The organism is Shewanella mangrovi (assembly GCF_000753795.1).
Classification (GTDB): domain Bacteria; phylum Pseudomonadota; class Gammaproteobacteria; order Enterobacterales; family Shewanellaceae; genus Shewanella; species Shewanella mangrovi.
Genome location: NZ_JPEO01000019.1, coordinates 34,507 through 50,291, shown reverse-complemented (window position 1 = coordinate 50,291; position 15,785 = coordinate 34,507). Strand labels below are relative to the sequence as shown.

Sequence of the window (15,785 nt, the reverse complement as noted above, 5' to 3'; positions counted from 1 at the left end):
CAGAGTTGTAATTGATTAGGTAACAGGAAGTTATGCAGCGTATCGATGCTTCAATGTTGGCAACGCATCAGTTGCCAGTGTTGTTTAAGGAAAATTGGCTACAAAAGAAAGTTCAAGAAATTCAGTCTGTTTTAGTTACTTTCGCTCATAACGCGGGTGATGTGGACCATATTTGCAGTGAAGACGATATCTTAGCGCTTTGTCGTGACCGTGAATTTTTTAGTGCCGCAAAATTATTGATCGACGGTGTTTCTATTTATCGTAGCAGTTCGACTTATGGTGAATACCAGTTATCCCCTTTGATGTGGGCGGTTGAACAAAGTCAGCTTGAGTTGATGATTGTGTTAATGGCAATGGGAGAGCGGGTCAACGTATTTGATTCCGAGGGACTCCATTGTCCACTTTCATTGGCTTGTGCTTGTGGATTCGATGAAGTATTCAACCTGTTGCTATTGCATCCAGATATTGATGTTAACGTTCAAGGGTGGGCTGAACTTGAGGAGGCTGATATCAGAGCTTTTCTTGATGAAAATACCCATCAAAGTATGTTACCTGCAATGAGACTGTGTAGGCCAGAATACGTTCCTGTCATGCAATTCTTACGTGTCGATACTGAGACTACTTATGGTGAGGACGGACACACCTTGATGGTTGTGGCTTGCTTGAATAACGACTACCAGACAATGAATCAATTGCTAGCGTTAGGCGCAAACATTAATCCATCTTTTGATAATGGTGAGTCTGGACCGAACCTTCTCAGTTGGGTCTTATACCAGTACAACAGCTATCCGAACGAGAAAAATTTATTACGAGTTAAATGGTTCGGTCGTTTGACCAAAATATTAGATGAAGAATCATGGGATAATGGTTTATTGGCCCATGAGATCATTGCTAGTGATGGGATAAGCCAAGAGTTTGGTGTCTTAGCGTTGAAGAATTTAATCGCTGAGAACAATGAACAAATTGAACAGCTTAAATATGAATTGGAGTGTGAAAGTACTCAACATTTTCTAGCCAATGGTCAAGAAAGTAACAAGCTGGTGGATGTATCACTGCTGGATGATTTAGTGCGTGTTTCCAAAGTGAGATTTCTACCACATATTTCAGATATTCGGTTCTCTCGACAAGGTTCGGAATTTGCCGAATTCGCCGTTTATACCTATGAAAATCGATTTCCAGCATCCTTTAAAGTGCAGTTATCAGAGTTGCAAAAGCACTCAGCATTTGACACTCCGTTAGCATACTGTACGTCTTTCCAGACTCTTTATTGGTTTTTCATGGCACCAACGATCGTCTTTGAAGTTATAGCATCCTTCGCTCAAATTCAGTGTATTGAGTTATTTGAAAGAGATATGTTTTACACGCAAATGTGAGGCTCAATGGTAGAAGGAATTTATAAATGACCTCAGCACATACAATAGATTTTATCCCTAATGTTGGTTCATTTATTGAGCAAGGGTTGGTTGAACTTGATTGTGACAAGGAATATTTAGATAGTTTGGCTAGGGTGATACATCGCGAGGAGTATCTCCCTGCACAAAGGGAGCCGCATTGTGACAAGGCTCCTGAAGATGTTAAGTGGAGTCAAATCGTTGAGAGGGTTATGTGGTCTGATCCCCCAGAAGATTTCTGGGCAGCGAAACCAGCGAAAACACCTCTTTATAAATTAACTATGCGGGGCGAATTTTCTTTAGTCGCGCATGTTATATCTCCGAATGGCTTCAGAACTAAAGTCTTGTATCGCAAAAAAAACGTTAACCCTAATCGAGCATATCGAAGTATTAGCACGCTTTATCGCAAGTGGAATGAGTCTTTTGCTTTTTTCTTTTGCTACGAATGTAATCGATTAGTTGCTGGAAGAAATATTTTCGGTGTAAATGTGCCTTTGTATCGTTGGATTGATGATGCTCTATGCGAAGACGGACACAGTCGGATCGAAATAAGGACAGATTGTATTTGCCAAAGTGAGCCAATTACTCAACCTTATCGCGCAGAGTATTTGGATCGAGTAAGGCATCTTTCTGACGGTAGTTTTATCGTGGAAAAAGCCGATTCGGGATTTAACTTATATGTTAAGCAATTATCTTGGGCGGGACCTCATAGCCCTGTGACGCGAAATAATTTTTTAGAACACTTTCCGGCTACGATTAAACCATGGGAAGTTCGAGAACGTATCAAGTTTCATCGAAATGAGATTGAGTTCGTTCGTACATGCAAGCACTGTGACTCAACAAAGAATGTCGGTCACTTTTATGACAAAGAAACTTGTCATGGATGTGCTTCAAGGCTCCATGGAATTGTGTATTGAGTCGCACTCTCTCAGGCCTGATCTGACTGTTACCGTTTTTCAGGTACCACTGTCAGATCAGATTTGAGCAGAATTCAACTCCAGCCCAAACGCTTTGTTCATCAATTATTCACACTGCTTTTCTTGTGGGCTTTCAGATACTGCCTCAACATCCTCTGCATTGGGCTCAAATAGTGTCGTGTGGTGCAGTTATATAGTTTGTCGCCAGTATTGGCCATCGATTGCATCATGTATCTAAACTCGGCTTGGGAACCATTCAAATTATCAAAATACGGCGCAGGATACACAGGCGCGTGTATATGAAATTTTAGGTGCGTGGCTGCAGTATCTTTGTAGTAGTGATCTAAGGCTGATTGGATCAAAAGAAGCGCATCTAAACCGTCATATTCTGCAATGCAGTACTTGGTGGCTTCTAGTTCAACTCGATACAAGCCGACTAATTCAGTAATTTCATCGCTGTTTTGTTGGGAGGTGGAGTTACTCAGCTCAACAATTTTCAGATATGCCGTGATCGCATTTGCCCAATCGGATTGTGAAATTGGCAAGTCATAATTTTTTTCGAACTGCCATACAAATACGTTAACCAATGCATTGACTCGAACTGCAAGTTTGCCTTCTTTGGTCTTGGCCCCTGTTGAACGACCACCATGTAATTTACAGCGGCCATTCACTTTGTTGCCGTAGCGTTGGCATGTTCCGCCACTACGAGTTTTCGCACCACAACGGGGTAATTTATCTAAGTTGAATCTTGCCATTACGGTTTCCTGTACGCACATAGTGATCCATTAGAGTGGATCACTATGATTGGATCTACTTCGGTTCATGGGCTTTGTTTTGCAGCATGATAATTACATTGCTGTATTTCGGTTTTTTTCGAATAAGAACCCCGGCGTAAGCGCTGCACGGTCCGGTTCGCATTTGTTCGATTTATGAATAGCCACTAATTTTCAAGGCGTTATTTCCGTTATGAGGTGATCACTTCAGCTTATCTTGAGAGATCCATTTTTCGGTTCATGGGCTGCTAGAGAGTGATCATCATATTGAGCGTGATCTCTGGACCGATACAGAGAGGCGTTATCCGGCTTAGCTAATAGCTCGTTAGTCCTTGATGCTAGGCACTCTTTGAATTGCAGTTCATGAGCTAAGGTTTCAAACCAGCAATGGGGGCTGGGGTGGCGTTTGCTAGTAATTGCTGCTCGGGCATTTTCATTTAGGTTCTTAAAGTCAATTTTCTTTTTGTGCTTCATGTAGGTGATATCAGGTGCCACCAGCATCAGATCGTTACTTGGCTCGAAGTGGGGCGCTGGTGGATATTTATTGCTGATGAAGCCTTTTGTTGTGCCATTTCTTTCTTTGGAGTGTTTTTTGGCAAGATAACTAGAACGATAGATTGCAGGCCTTAGAGATGATTTGTTACCGCGATACACCAGACAAAATGGATTGTGAACCTGTGCGGTATGCCCGCCGGAGTATTGACTCCATGCGATACCTAGCAGTGATAGGAGTTTGTGCGCATGGCGGATTTTGTGCCCGCTTAGCATTAGTTCAACGTGATAGTGCTCGCGGTATGAAGTCTCCTGCTCACGAGCGCAGTGATACATCACTTTACAGCCATATTGTTCACGCAATTTTTTTACCTGCTGTTCTAAGAACTGAGTAATTGCCTCGTTAGTTGGTGAGAATGACTTAGGGTGAAGATCTATTCTTGCCACAAGAACACGACTGTAGTGACTTAGCATGATCTCGTAGTCAGCAATGATTGCTTTGACGACTTTGTTGATTAAGCCTTTGTTCTTAGGTCGGTAGACTTCATAACAATGATCTTTGTATGCATAGAGAGTGTGATTGTGGTGATTTATGCAGAATCTCTTGTTAGATGATTTGCGCTTATTGTTTTTTTCCATTGTTAGAACCAGATGCTTGCTTCTTCGGTGGTGTTGCGCGGGTATATCATTTAATATCCGCTGCTGGTTGAGTCTGTTTTAGGGCGCTATCCCTTGGTTTATATGCGTTTATGCTATTGCGGAGAGACACGTTTTCGTTTCTGACGTGTTTCAATGTGTTGCAGTCGCCGCTATAAAAAAAGCAGGACTTAGCCTGCTTTTACCAAAGTGATTTCTCTACCGTTTAACTAAAAATTCATGAATATCTGCAAAGCGCCAATAGGAACGACCACTTTGAATTAAAGTTGGTTTAGGGAACTTGCCGTTCTTTATCCTACGCCATAGTGTTGTTCGCTTAATTCCTAATAAATGCTCGATCTCTGGCTTTCTCACCAGTCGATTATCCTCGATATACATCTCGTAATAGTTGGGCGCTTTATCAGTCATGAACTGCCCCCCCATTCACTGGTTTGCGGGAGGCTATCCACTCATTGAGTTCTGATAACAGCCAACCCATAGCTGCACTATGCGGATATAGGTGTCGACGTTTTGGGAACAGTCCTCGACGTTCTAGCTGCCAAGCTGTTGTGCGTCCGATAGCTGTGAGCTGCTTACGTTCAGGTTCACGCACAATACGGTCTTGTGTGGTTTTAGTATTTGAGGTCATAAATTACTCCTGTCTTTTTTAGCTGAGGTTATTTGAGGCTGTTCGGCCTCGTTTGATGGGAGTGATTTTTACGGACTTGAGATTGATTAGTAAGTCAGTGTGCACTGTACACTGACTATTTTTTTGGTGTAACTAATTGAATTTATTCAATTCATGAAATTAGTTTTTTAATCCTTGAATGAGGGAATCTTTTCTTAATCTCTTCTACTAAGCGATTCTTTGTCACTTTGGCGCGATTGGTTTTTGGACGTTTATTTCTATCCGGCCGGTCATTAAACCAAGATTTAATCGTGGAATACTCTGGGTATCGATTGGTAAAGCCTTTTAGTTGCTCTAAGGTCGCAGAATGATTTTTAGCGAGAGCGAAGTCACTAAGAACTTCAACTAACGCATTGAATAATACTTCATCAGAATAGTAGACATTGGTGAGTTCATTGGTTAACTCTTCATCAATCAACATACATAACGATTTCACTTGCATAGTTTTTCTGGACTTAGCTTTCCCTCCTTTTTGAGGATGGATCACTGTTGCTATAAAACCATCATCGGTATATTTTTCAGTATTAGTCTTGTAATCGTGAGCCCCGGAATAGTAGCCAGCTAGATACAGCGCAGTGGCTAGCTTACTAAGGGTTTCTACATCCAATTGCTTGTGCAGCAGAAGGTGCTCAAGCAATTGTTTGCTTATTTCAAGGTTGTATTCCGCTTCATTTGCTTCTGTGTTGAACTCTTGCCCTTGAAAATCAACTTGCTTCTGTACTCCAGCTTTGTAGATCTTGGAAAAACGACCTTGTACACCATCCAAAAACTGAAAATTGGAATTTTGATTTTCAATTAACCATAAAAGATTCAGCTCTGCTTTTGGAGGATTAATTCCAAGCGCTTTGAGTTTGGTGGGTAACAGTTCTGGAATGATAGTTTTCAGTATCTGTTCACGCTGCTCTGTAATTGTTTTTTTAGGAAACAAAACGATATCTCCAAGTTTAAAAGTTAACTATTGGCTCTAAAAGATTTGCGACGAGGTTGTGCGCATCGCGGCGCTCATCAAGGTAGTCGTAGCGGTCGTAGATCCCTTCGACTCCTTTCAATTTGTGGTTTAGGCAGCGTTCGGCCACATGACCGGGAACACCAAGCTCAGCAAGTAAACTGCGAAAGCTGCGACGTAAATCGTGGATGGTGAAATGCTCAATACCTGTTTCTTCAAAAGCATTTTGATAGTCACGTGTGCCGCCATTTAGTGGCTTACCAAATAACTTGGATAGCGCATGATTTAAGGTGTCGGCTGATATATGTGGCCGCTTGCCACCCGCTTTACGGGTAGGAAATAGATACTCGGAGCCAAAGGCCCGTTGTTTAAGTTCTGCTAGCCAAGGAATCACGGCATCAGCAAGAGGAATGGTAATCGCTGCACCTGTTTTGCTACGGCTGGTGGACAATTGCCATAGCTGCTTTTCAAAGTCGAACTCTTCCCATTTCGCCGCAATCAATTCGTTTTTACGTACGCCAAGTGCGAGCAACAGCGCGACCGCGAGATAGTTGTCACGGGTAAAAGCCGCAGGATTAGCGCGCAGAATAGTAAATAGCTTGGTGATTTCTTCACGGCTTAATGCGCGTTCGCGGCTTTTCTCAATGCCACCAGCATCACTCACATTAAATGGGCTTGCAGGGTTACTTCTTGCTAGGTCGAGTTTGCAGGCGTGGTTGAACAGCTGCTTGCAGTACATCAAGGTATCGTTAGCGGTAGTCGGGCGGTTACTTTGTTGGACTTTCTGAATAATGTCCCTGATATCTCTCGCGCTCACATCCTCAATCGGATACTTACCAATCAGCGGCTTAATCTCTTTCTCATAAATGCGCTTGGGAATATTTGGGTACTTGAGACGCTTGCTGAGATCTTGATACCAGTCTTCAAACAACTCATTGATGGTGTTGATCGGCGCGCGCTGGTTTTTCTGTTTTTCTACCTGTGGGTCAATGCCGTTTTTTGCTTCAACCTTCACACGTAGCGCTTCGAGTTTTGCATCCGCGAGGCTCACTTGCGGGTATTGGCCGAGTGCATAGAACTTGCGTTTACCATAAATGGTATAGCGCACTTCCCAAGATGCCTTTCCTGCCGTCTGTATGCGGATATATAGCCCATCCCCGACGGGTTTCCTAACTATCTCACCAGACTTTATAAGTGCTTTAATTTGTTTGTCATTCATGTGGTTACGATTAAAGTGGTTACTAATTTTAAAATTTTGGAGTGTTTTTGTGGTTACTAAAGAGTCTAGTAACCGTTTTAGTAACCACTTTTATCTTAACAGTCACGAACAACTATAAACAGAGGTAAATAAAAAACCCTCTTAAATCGAGGGTTTGTGGTGGATTTTAGAACTTGGGTGAACAACCAAAAACATCATTCAACGTTTTGGATCTGCTCGCGCATCTGTTCGATAAGTACTTTAAGTTCAACTGCGGCGGCGGTGATTTCGGTAGAAATAGATTTAGAGGCAAGGGTGTTAGATTCGCGGTTGAATTCCTGCATCATAAAATCGAGGCGGCGGCCTTCTGCGCCCCCTTTTTTGATGATGCGGCGGGCTTCTTTAACGTGAGCTTCTAGGCGATCCATCTCTTCAGCGACATCGAGCTTTTGTGCTTGTAACACCATCTCTTGTTCAATGCGGGCGGAATCGAGTTCGCCTTGCACTTCTGCCAGACGAGAAGTAAGTTTTTCTCGCTGCCATTCAATCACTTTTGGCATATGTTCGCGCACGATAGCGATTTGGGCTTCCACGGCATCTAAACGGGTGGTGAGCATCTCGGTGATGGCGGCACCTTCACGGCTACGTGCTTCAAGGAACTGGTCGAGTGCTTTACCAAAAACCGTCAACATTTCATTACCGATCGCTTCCATATCTTGCTCAGCACCAGACACCACGCCGGGCCAACGCAGTACGTCTACGATGTTGAGATGACCTTCACGGGCTTCATCCTTGACCCATTGTGCCGCCTTTAATAACTGCTGTGCCAGCTCTTGGTTAATGGTCAGTTCACTCTGTTTAGAGTCCGCAAGATCGTAACGCAGGTTAACTTCGACTTTGCCGCGATTAAGACGCTTGCGTAAGGTCTCGCGCAGTGTTGGTTCTAAAAAACGCAGCTGCTCAGGTAGGCGAAAATAGGTTTCGAGGTAGCGTTGATTGACTGAGCGCAGTTCCCAGGAAGCTGTGCCCCAGTCGGCTTTGTGTTCGATGCGGGCATAGGCGGTCATGCTATGGATCATAGGTAAGTCCTGTTACTGGCAAGTATTTAAAGCCTGATTATAAACCCGCAGCGGTAGCGATCAAAGCAACATAGCGACTGGCGTAGCACTTGGCAGCCTCAAGCCCTATAATACACGCTGAATTTTAGAATGAAGGAAGTCACCATGCGCCCCAGTAATCGAGCTCCCGCTCAAATCCGCCCAGTAACTATCACTCGTCAGTACACTGCTCATGCAGAAGGTTCTGTATTAGTGGAGTTTGGTGACACCAAAGTATTGTGTACCGCCAGTTTCACTGAAGGCGTACCGCGCTTTTTGAAAGGCCAAGGCCAAGGTTGGGTGACTGCTGAGTACGGTATGCTGCCGCGTTCAACTCATAGCCGTATGGATCGGGAGGCCGCGCGTGGCAAGCAGTCTGGTCGTACTCAGGAAATCCAACGCTTAATCGGTCGTGCATTGCGCGCTGCCGTTGATATGAAGCTGTTGGGCGAAAATACGATTGTGATAGATTGTGATGTTATCCAAGCGGACGGCGGTACCCGCACAGCGTCAATCACAGGCGCTTGTGTGGCATTAGCTGACGCCCTAAATTGGGCGCGTGCCAAGGGCATTATCAAAGCAAACCCGCTGAAGTTTTTGATTGCGGCCGTCAGTGTTGGCGTTTATGAAGGCGAAGCCATTGCTGATTTGGAATATGTCGAAGACAGCGCCGCTGAAACCGATATGAATGTGGTGATGACCGAAACAGGCAAACTGATTGAAATCCAAGGTACTGCCGAAGGTGAACCATTCAGCCATGAAGAATTGCTGACCATGCTTGAGTTAGCGAAGCATGGTATTCGTGAAATTGTGGATGTGCAAAAGGCCGCGTTAAGTTAATCGGTTTAGTTGAATCTGGAGCAAATGTGAAAGCTTACCAACGTGAATTTATTGAATTTGCCCTTGAACGTAACGTGTTGCGTTTTGGCGAATTCACGCTGAAATCTGGTCGTAAAAGCCCATACTTCTTTAACGCCGGTTTATTCAATACTGGTCGTGATCTGGCGCGTTTAGGGCGTTTCTACGCGTCAGCATTAGTGGATGCAGGCATCCAGTACGACGTGCTCTTTGGCCCTGCTTATAAGGGGATTCCAATCGCGACTACCACGGCGGTGGCACTTGCTGATCACCATGATGTGGATACACCATATTGCTTCAACCGCAAAGAGAAGAAAGATCACGGCGAAGGTGGCACGCTGGTGGGCAGTGAGCTGCAGGGCCGTATTATGTTGGTGGATGACGTGATCACCGCTGGTACTGCCATTCGTGAATCAATGGACATCATTCAACAAGCGGGAGCCTCATTGGCAGGGGTATTGATTGCCCTAGATCGCCAAGAAAAAGGTAAGGCTGAGTTGTCTGCGATTCAAGAAGTGGAACGTGATTTTGGTTGCGAAGTTGTGTCTATCATCAAGCTGGCGGACTTAATTGCCTATCTTGAGCAAAGCGAAGGTAAAGATGCAGAGTTGGCATCAGTAAAAGCCTATCGTGAGCAGTACGGTATTTAATACCGACACACCTGCAACGAAAAAGCCTGACACCGTGTCAGGCTTTTTTATGCAGAAAATACGGCTTCGACGATGTTATACCTGGTGCAAAAACTCAGCACGCGTAGCTGGGTTAGATTTAAACACGCCACCCAGAGCTGTGGTTGTGGTAGAGCTGGTTGAGTCCATCACACCACGGGCTTTAACGCAGTAATGCACGGCATCCATTTTTACCGCGACATCTTTGGTTTCTAACAGCGCTTGCAACGCCACTAATACTTGCTGCGTTAGGCGTTCCTGCACCTGCGGACGTTGAGCGAAGAAACGCACAATGCGGTTGATCTTTGACAGGCCGATGATCTTCTTGCGTGGCAGATACGCCACTGTTGCAGTGCCATCAATGGTCACCAGGTGGTGTTCACAAGTGCTGGTGAGACTGATATCTTGCACTCGCACCATCTCATCAAATCCCATCTTATTTTCGATGACGGTGATTTTAGGAAAGTTGGCATAATCGAGCCCTGAGAAAATCTCATCGACATACATTTTCGCGATGCGCTTAGGTGTGTCGGCTAGGCTGTCATCAGACAGGTCAAGCGACATTAGCTTCATGATCTCACTGAAGTGGCTCTCAATCGCTACTTTCCGCTCATCCGCCGACAGGGTGCAGGGCACCATTGGGGTTTCTAGGCCGCGTTCTTCTAATGCAGAACGGACGGTAATGGCAGCTTCACTTAATGACATCGATATTCTCCTTCGGACTTACATCCCCGAATGCTGTATCAGCATGTGACCATACTCACATTATATACGGGGGGCGAAGCATAGCGCGAAACCACGTAAATTCACATAAAAAAGACAAAAAATAACCGCTATAAAAGCGGTTATTAGCATCGAATAAACTCATAACTGGTCAGTGGCAACCATGATGTTAGTCAATTATTGCCAACGCACTATGTTGATTAACTCTGCAGCAACTGATTTTGAATAAACTGCCACTGTTCTTCGAAATGGCTGGTGGGCTTAACCTTGAATTCACTGCGGACAAATTGGGTGATGCGGCCCTCGGCAATAGCGAGCAACATATTGGCCAGAATCGCCTCATCCAAGTTGAATTTCTTGCCTTCTCGCAGCGTCTTTTCCCGCAGAATTTGTTTCAGATGGGTCTCTACTTTGGAGAACAACTGGTTAATACGGTCGCGCAGTCGTTCATGTTCACCCAGCAGTGCATCACCATTGAGCAAGCGTGAAATCCCTGGGTTTTTCTCGGCAAATACCAGCAGCAGATGCAACATCAAATGGCAGCGGCGCATTGTGTCCTTTTCTTCTGCCATGATGAGATTAATACGCGTCAGCAGCGACTCCTCGATAAACTCGATAAGCCCTTCGTACATGCGTGCTTTGCTCGGAAAGTGACGATAGAGTGCTGCTTCGGATACGCCCACTTCTGAAGCCAATTTGGCGGTCGTAATACGCTGCCCAGGATTGGTTTCTAACATTTGCGCTAGACACTGCAAAATATGCTCGCGCCGATTAAATTTCTCTTTTGTGGCCATACTGCTTATACCTGCTTAGCGGGTGCCTGAATGGCCAAAACCACCTTCGCCACGCTCACTGGAATCAAATTCTTCCACCACATTGAACTGAGCTTGTACCACAGGCACAAATACTAGTTGTGCTAAACGGTCGCCAGCATTCAGCGTAAAGGATTCGCTGCCGCGGTTCCAGCAAGACACCATCAATGGGCCTTGATAGTCAGAATCAATTAAACCGACCAAGTTACCCAGTACGATGCCATTTTTATGGCCCAGGCCTGAGCGCGGTAAAATAACCGCAGCGAGTGATGGATCGGCCACATGAATGGCGATACCAGTAGGAATAAGAATGGTTTGCCCCGGAGCAACCGTGATCGATTCATCATCAATCATGGCGCGTAAATCCATGCCGGCACTACCGCTGGTGGCGTAAGCTGGCAATGGAAACTCGTTACCAATGCGGCTATCGAGAATTTTGACTTCAATTGGAGTTTTCATGGTGATTTATTTTGTCAGCGATAAGTTTTAATAATTGTTTTGCGAGCGCTAGTTTATCGGTTGCTGGTAATTCTTCACAGCTCGAATTTGTAAAAACTTTCAGTGCGTTGCTATCAGAGTTAAAGCCAAGCCCTTGCTCTGAAACATCATTTGCCGCAATCATGTCGAGATTTTTACGGGCAAGTTTTTGCTTCGCATATTGGTCGACATTGTCAGTTTCCGCCGCAAAGCCCACGGTGTACGGGCGTACATCCAGCGCCGCGACGCTGGCAAGAATATCGGGATTTTGCACTAAGGTGAGCTGCAGTGTTTGCTCGGCAGACGTCTTTTTCATTTTCTGTTCAGCCGCGGTAGCCGCGCGATAATCTGCTACGGCGGCACAACCGATGAAAATATCTTGCTCGTTGATGTGTTGCATCACTGCATCAAACATCTGTTGTGCCGATTCCACATCAATGCGGGTTACATTGGCCGGTGTGGTCAGATTCACCGGGCCACTGACGAGGGTGACATCAGCGCCCATAGCGGCGGCGGCACTGGCAATAGCAAAGCCCATTTTGCCCGAGCTGTGGTTAGAAATGTAACGCACCGGGTCGAGTGCTTCGCGCGTTGGACCGGCCGTCAGCAGCAACTTTTTACCTGCCAAAATTGGCGCTTCAAAAAATTGCTCAGCGAGCTCAACAATTTCATCCGGTTGCAACATACGGCCAGGACCAACTTCGCCACAAGCTTGGCTGCCACTGGCTGGGCCCCATATCGGCATGCCGCGTTGACGCAGTACCGCTAGGTTTTCTTGAGTCGCTGCATTTAAATACATCTGCTGATTCATGGCCGGACAAATTGCCAACGGTGCGGTGGTCGCTAAGGCAAGGGTTGTTAATAGTTCATCGGCCATGCCAGTGCGAAAACGGGCGATAAGATTTGCCGTTGCCGGGGCAACAATAAATAAGTCTGCCCAACGTCCTAATTCAATATGGCTCATGCCTGCTTCAGCGGAAGGATCGAGCAACTGCGAGGCGACCGGATGACCGGATACAGCTTGTAAGGTGAGTGGCGTGATAAATTCTTTTGCACTTTGGCTCATGACGACTCGCACATCAGCGCCTTTATCTTTCAGGCGTCTTACCAGCTCTGCGCATTTGTAGGCAGCGATGCCACCGCCGATACCGACCAGTATCTTTTTATTGTTCAGGCTCATAGCTCATAAATTGAACGAGGAAATAGAGTTAAACCTTAACATAAAGCACGGGTAACTGGGCAGTCTGCAACTCGCAAATAATCGGCCATACTTGATTATCGACCGCAAAAACAATGAAATCGCGAAAGGAGTCGCAGATGGGTATTAAAGATTGGCCGGCCGGGGAAGGGCCGCGTGAAAAACTGTTACGTGACGGCGCGGAAGTGCTCAGTGATGCGGAGCTGATAGCAGTACTGCTGCGTAATGGATTGCCAGGACAAAATGCGGTGGAACTTGGCCGATCATTGCTGGCTGAGTTTGGCTCGCTGCGTCAAATCCTCGCAGCCCCATTGCAGCAAGTGAGCAGAATTCCGGGGTTAGGGCCGGTCAAATTCGCTCAATTGCAATCGGCTGCTGAAATTTCGCGCAGAGTGTCACGAGAAAAGCTACAAAGAGGCACTGTTTTGACAAATCCTGATTTAACTCGTGACTATTTAATGAGACAATTGGGAGACCGTGCATATGAAGTGTTTGCAATATTATTGCTGGACAGTCAGCACAGGGTGATTCAGTTCGTAGAATTATTTCGTGGGACGCTAGATGCTGCATCAGTGTATCCGCGAGAAGTTGTTCGCCTTGCTTTGGAAAAACAGGCTGGTGCCGTAATCGTCTGTCACAACCATCCCTCGGGTGTGGCAGAGCCCAGCATGGCGGATAGAAGAATAACTGAGCGATTAAAATGTGCGCTGGCCACCATTGATGTTCCCCTGTTGGATCACATGGTTGTAGGGGATCTGGAAATCGTCTCCTTTGCCGAACGCGGATGGTTGAACTGATCGAGTGCTTGATCTTTCTTCAATTATCCTGTATAACATGCGCCCTCTTTGTGCCTCGGGCGACGGCCATATCGAGGTACATTAATGCTCGAGCGTTAAAACTGTTTTTGGAGAAGATTGACATGTCTAGAGTATGCCAAGTAACTGGCAAGCGTCCTATGGTTGGTAACAACCGTTCGCACGCGAAAAACGCAACTCGTCGTCGTTTCTTGCCTAACCTGCAGAACCACCGTTTCTGGTTGGAAGACGAAAAGCGTTTCGTACAACTGCGCGTTTCTACCAAAGGTATGCGCATTATCGACAAGAAAGGTATCGAAGTAGTTGTTGCTGAACTTCGTGCCCGTGGCGAGAAGGTGTAATAGAAAATGGCTAAAGCTAAAGGCAATCGTGAGAAGATCAAGCTGGTATCTACTGCCAAAACTGGTCACTTCTACACTACCGAAAAGAACAAGCGTAACATGCCTGAGAAAATGGAAATCAAAAAATTTGATCCAGTAATTCGTCAGCACGTTATCTACAAAGAAGCCAAAATCAAGTAATCGACTCGATTACTTTTGGATTCTGAAAGAGCCTCTGTTTTTACAGAGGCTTTTTTATTGGCTTTTTCACATATTCGTCGCACACTAACATTATTCTTTCGCTGTAAGTCGCGCCTTAACGCATTGGATTTGCCATTAAAAGTGAAAATAAATGCTTTAATAGTGAATTAAAATGCATTAGCATGGCGCCTGTTTAATCGGCCGTTGTCCGTAAACGTGCCGAATTTTGCTAGAAGGTGAAACTAACGGTGCGTACCACAGAATTGGTTGACGGATTCCGTCATTCAGCTCCCTATCTTAATGCCCATCGCGGCAAAACATTTGTCGTCATGCTGGGCGGTGAAGCGATTGATGATGGCAACTTTCGCTCAATCGTTAACGATATTTCCCTACTGCATAGCCTGGGCATCAAAGTGGTGTTGGTCTATGGTGCACGGCCGCAAATTGACGCGGCATTAGAAGCGAATTCCATTGAGCCGGCTTATCATGAAGGTGTGCGCATTACCGATGAAAGTAGCCTGAAAGTCATCAAGCAAGTGGCGGGTTCGCTGCAGTTTGATATCACAGCGCGGTTATCGATGAACCTGTCTAATACCCCGATGCAAGGCGCACAAATTAACGTGGTGAGTGGCAACTTCGTGATTGCGCAGCCGTTGGGTGTGGATAACGGCATTGATTATTGCCTGTCAGGTAAAGTGCGTCGTATTGATACTCAAGGTTTGAGACAGCAGTTAGAGAAGAACAGCATCATCCTGATGGGACCGATAGCGGCATCCGTGACTGGCGAAAGTTTAAACCTGACGGCCGAAGAGGTGGCGACTCAAGTCGCTATCAAGCTGAAAGCCGATAAAATTATCGGTTTCAGCGCGAATCACGGTGTGCAGGATGAAAATGGTGAAGTGATTGCTGAGTTGATGCCAAACGATGCACAGCGCATGCTGACATCGCTGGCAGAGCAAGATACTGACCGTGGTACTTTAGCCTTCTTAAAGGCGGCTATTGATGCTTGTCGTGCAGGTGTGCCGCGTTGCCACTTGGTGAGCCATCAAGAAGATGGGGCGCTGTTGCAGGAACTGTTCACCCGTGATGGCATTGGTACTCAGATTGTGACTGAAAGCGCTGAACGTCTGCGTCGTGCATCGATTTCTGATATCGGCGGTATTATCAATTTGATCCGTCCGCTGGAAGAGCAAGGCATCTTGGTGCGTCGTTCCCGCGAACAGTTAGAGATGGAAATCGAGCAGTTTATGATTATCGAGCGTGATGCGCTGGTCATCGGCTGTGCGGCTTTGTATCCATTTGAAGAAGATAATGCCGGTGAGTTCGCTTGCCTCGTCGTTCATCCAGATTATCGCGATATGGACCGTGGTAGTTTGTTGCTGAAAAACATTGTCAACCAAGCCAAAGTACGTGGTTATTCTCGCCTGTTTGCGCTGACTACGCGCAGTATTCATTGGTTCTTAGAGCATGGCTTCCAAATGGTGGATGTTGATGCGCTGCCGACGAAGAAAAAGCAGCTGTATAACTATCAGCGTCGTTCCAAAATCCTCGCATTAGACCTTTAAGTCATTTTTC

General features: G+C 45.8%; 19 protein-coding genes. 8 read left to right on the top strand and 11 right to left on the bottom strand.

Annotation, left to right across the window (positions count from 1 at the left end; translation table 11 throughout):
• Window positions 1-32: 32 nt before the first annotated feature.
• The gene (locus tag HR45_RS16545) at window positions 33-1,373 is read left to right on the top strand and encodes an ankyrin repeat domain-containing protein (RefSeq protein WP_037445230.1); all 1,341 of its coding nucleotides are present in this window, start codon (window positions 33-35) and stop codon (window positions 1,371-1,373) included.
• A gap of 26 nt (window positions 1,374-1,399) precedes the next feature.
• Window positions 1,400-2,308 carry a hypothetical protein gene (locus HR45_RS16540; protein WP_037445229.1) on the top strand — a complete coding sequence of 303 codons (909 nt, stop codon included), beginning with the start codon at window positions 1,400-1,402 and terminating at the stop codon, window positions 2,306-2,308.
• A 101-nt stretch (window positions 2,309-2,409) separates the two neighbouring features.
• Here the strand turns inward: HR45_RS16540 and HR45_RS16535 are convergent, their stop codons facing one another.
• The 7 genes from HR45_RS16535 to HR45_RS16505 all read right to left on the bottom strand — a co-directional run bounded on the left by HR45_RS16535 (window position 2,410) and on the right by HR45_RS16505 (window position 8,120).
• On the bottom strand, window positions 2,410-3,063 hold the full coding sequence (locus HR45_RS16535) for an HGGxSTG domain-containing protein (protein ID WP_037445226.1): 654 nt from the start codon (window positions 3,061-3,063) through the stop codon (window positions 2,410-2,412).
• Between the two features lie 225 nt (window positions 3,064-3,288).
• A complete protein-coding gene (locus HR45_RS16530) occupies window positions 3,289-4,212 on the bottom strand; it encodes a YagK/YfjJ domain-containing protein (protein ID WP_037445225.1) in 924 nt (307 codons plus the stop codon).
• Window positions 4,213-4,428: 216 nt separating this feature from the next.
• Entirely contained in the window at window positions 4,429-4,638 is a 210-nt protein-coding gene (locus HR45_RS16525) for a helix-turn-helix transcriptional regulator (protein WP_037445223.1), read from the bottom strand.
• Window positions 4,631-4,858 carry a helix-turn-helix transcriptional regulator gene (locus HR45_RS16520; RefSeq protein ID WP_037445221.1) on the bottom strand — a complete coding sequence of 76 codons (228 nt, stop codon included), beginning with the start codon at window positions 4,856-4,858 and terminating at the stop codon, window positions 4,631-4,633. The genes HR45_RS16525 and HR45_RS16520 overlap by 8 nt, the downstream gene beginning before the upstream one ends.
• A 151-nt stretch (window positions 4,859-5,009) precedes the next feature.
• Window positions 5,010-5,825, bottom strand: coding sequence for a hypothetical protein (locus tag HR45_RS16515; RefSeq protein ID WP_037445219.1), 816 nt, complete (start codon window positions 5,823-5,825; stop codon window positions 5,010-5,012).
• A gap of 16 nt (window positions 5,826-5,841) precedes the next feature.
• Window positions 5,842-7,062 carry a tyrosine-type recombinase/integrase gene (locus tag HR45_RS16510; protein WP_037445217.1) on the bottom strand — a complete coding sequence of 407 codons (1,221 nt, stop codon included), beginning with the start codon at window positions 7,060-7,062 and terminating at the stop codon, window positions 5,842-5,844.
• A 194-nt stretch (window positions 7,063-7,256) separates the two neighbouring features.
• Complete coding sequence (locus tag HR45_RS16505) at window positions 7,257-8,120, bottom strand: YicC/YloC family endoribonuclease (protein WP_037445215.1); 864 nt, start codon at window positions 8,118-8,120, stop codon at window positions 7,257-7,259.
• Window positions 8,121-8,264: 144 nt separating this feature from the next.
• Here HR45_RS16505 and rph point away from each other — a divergent pair, with 144 nt between their 5' ends.
• Together rph and pyrE are read left to right on the top strand one after the other, a co-directional pair.
• Window positions 8,265-8,978: a ribonuclease PH gene (gene rph, locus HR45_RS16500; RefSeq protein ID WP_037445213.1), complete on the top strand. Its 714-nt coding sequence runs from the start codon at window positions 8,265-8,267 to the stop codon at window positions 8,976-8,978.
• Window positions 8,979-9,004: 26 nt separating this feature from the next.
• Complete coding sequence (pyrE, locus tag HR45_RS16495; protein WP_037445211.1) at window positions 9,005-9,646, top strand: orotate phosphoribosyltransferase; 642 nt, start codon at window positions 9,005-9,007, stop codon at window positions 9,644-9,646.
• 75 nt (window positions 9,647-9,721) lie between these two features.
• Here the strand turns inward: pyrE and folE are convergent, their stop codons facing one another.
• The 4 genes from folE to coaBC all read right to left on the bottom strand — a co-directional run bounded on the left by folE (window position 9,722) and on the right by coaBC (window position 12,856).
• Window positions 9,722-10,369 carry a GTP cyclohydrolase I FolE gene (gene folE, locus HR45_RS16490; protein WP_037445209.1) on the bottom strand — a complete coding sequence of 216 codons (648 nt, stop codon included), beginning with the start codon at window positions 10,367-10,369 and terminating at the stop codon, window positions 9,722-9,724.
• Between the two features lie 218 nt (window positions 10,370-10,587).
• Window positions 10,588-11,181: a nucleoid occlusion factor SlmA gene (gene slmA, locus HR45_RS16485; protein ID WP_037445208.1), complete on the bottom strand. Its 594-nt coding sequence runs from the start codon at window positions 11,179-11,181 to the stop codon at window positions 10,588-10,590.
• 15 nt (window positions 11,182-11,196) lie between these two features.
• The gene (dut, locus tag HR45_RS16480; RefSeq protein WP_037445206.1) at window positions 11,197-11,658 is read right to left on the bottom strand and encodes a dUTP diphosphatase; all 462 of its coding nucleotides are present in this window, start codon (window positions 11,656-11,658) and stop codon (window positions 11,197-11,199) included.
• Window positions 11,642-12,856 carry a bifunctional phosphopantothenoylcysteine decarboxylase/phosphopantothenate--cysteine ligase CoaBC gene (coaBC, locus tag HR45_RS16475; RefSeq protein ID WP_037445204.1) on the bottom strand — a complete coding sequence of 405 codons (1,215 nt, stop codon included), beginning with the start codon at window positions 12,854-12,856 and terminating at the stop codon, window positions 11,642-11,644. Before coaBC ends, dut begins: the two co-directional genes overlap by 17 nt.
• Window positions 12,857-12,993: 137 nt before the next feature.
• Between coaBC and radC the strand changes: the two genes are divergently transcribed.
• From radC to argA, 4 genes are all read left to right on the top strand, one after another.
• Entirely contained in the window at window positions 12,994-13,671 is a 678-nt protein-coding gene (radC, locus tag HR45_RS16470) for a RadC family protein (protein WP_037445202.1), read from the top strand.
• A 122-nt stretch (window positions 13,672-13,793) separates the two neighbouring features.
• The gene (gene rpmB / locus HR45_RS16465) at window positions 13,794-14,030 is read left to right on the top strand and encodes a 50S ribosomal protein L28 (protein WP_028769274.1); all 237 of its coding nucleotides are present in this window, start codon (window positions 13,794-13,796) and stop codon (window positions 14,028-14,030) included.
• Between the two features lie 6 nt (window positions 14,031-14,036).
• Window positions 14,037-14,210, top strand: a complete 174-nt coding sequence (gene rpmG / locus HR45_RS16460; protein ID WP_006079871.1) for a 50S ribosomal protein L33 — start codon at window positions 14,037-14,039, stop codon at window positions 14,208-14,210.
• 248 nt (window positions 14,211-14,458) lie between these two features.
• Window positions 14,459-15,775: an amino-acid N-acetyltransferase gene (argA, locus tag HR45_RS16455; RefSeq protein ID WP_037445200.1), complete on the top strand. Its 1,317-nt coding sequence runs from the start codon at window positions 14,459-14,461 to the stop codon at window positions 15,773-15,775.
• Window positions 15,776-15,785: the final 10 nt, after the last annotated feature.

What these genes read in the sequence shown, in the direction of transcription:
- HR45_RS16525 (WP_037445223.1), bottom strand. Translation starts at nt 4,638, where the DNA reads ATGACTGATAAAGCGCCCAACTATTACGAGATGTATATCGAGGATAAT.
- coaBC (WP_037445204.1), bottom strand. Translation starts at nt 12,856, where the DNA reads ATGAGCCTGAACAATAAAAAGATACTGGTCGGTATCGGCGGTGGCATC.
- HR45_RS16530 (WP_037445225.1), bottom strand. Translation starts at nt 4,212, where the DNA reads ATGGAAAAAAACAATAAGCGCAAATCATCTAACAAGAGATTCTGCATA.
- HR45_RS16510 (WP_037445217.1), bottom strand. Translation starts at nt 7,062, where the DNA reads ATGAATGACAAACAAATTAAAGCACTTATAAAGTCTGGTGAGATAGTT.
- HR45_RS16505 (WP_037445215.1), bottom strand. Translation starts at nt 8,120, where the DNA reads ATGATCCATAGCATGACCGCCTATGCCCGCATCGAACACAAAGCCGAC.
- radC (WP_037445202.1), top strand. Translation starts at nt 12,994, where the DNA reads ATGGGTATTAAAGATTGGCCGGCCGGGGAAGGGCCGCGTGAAAAACTG.
- HR45_RS16520 (WP_037445221.1), bottom strand. Translation starts at nt 4,858, where the DNA reads ATGACCTCAAATACTAAAACCACACAAGACCGTATTGTGCGTGAACCT.
- HR45_RS16535 (WP_037445226.1), bottom strand. Translation starts at nt 3,063, where the DNA reads ATGGCAAGATTCAACTTAGATAAATTACCCCGTTGTGGTGCGAAAACT.
- HR45_RS16540 (WP_037445229.1), top strand. Translation starts at nt 1,400, where the DNA reads ATGACCTCAGCACATACAATAGATTTTATCCCTAATGTTGGTTCATTT.
- folE (WP_037445209.1), bottom strand. Translation starts at nt 10,369, where the DNA reads ATGTCATTAAGTGAAGCTGCCATTACCGTCCGTTCTGCATTAGAAGAA.
- slmA (WP_037445208.1), bottom strand. Translation starts at nt 11,181, where the DNA reads ATGGCCACAAAAGAGAAATTTAATCGGCGCGAGCATATTTTGCAGTGT.
- rpmB (WP_028769274.1), top strand. Translation starts at nt 13,794, where the DNA reads ATGTCTAGAGTATGCCAAGTAACTGGCAAGCGTCCTATGGTTGGTAAC.
- rph (WP_037445213.1), top strand. Translation starts at nt 8,265, where the DNA reads ATGCGCCCCAGTAATCGAGCTCCCGCTCAAATCCGCCCAGTAACTATC.
- rpmG (WP_006079871.1), top strand. Translation starts at nt 14,037, where the DNA reads ATGGCTAAAGCTAAAGGCAATCGTGAGAAGATCAAGCTGGTATCTACT.
- HR45_RS16545 (WP_037445230.1), top strand. Translation starts at nt 33, where the DNA reads ATGCAGCGTATCGATGCTTCAATGTTGGCAACGCATCAGTTGCCAGTG.
- dut (WP_037445206.1), bottom strand. Translation starts at nt 11,658, where the DNA reads ATGAAAACTCCAATTGAAGTCAAAATTCTCGATAGCCGCATTGGTAAC.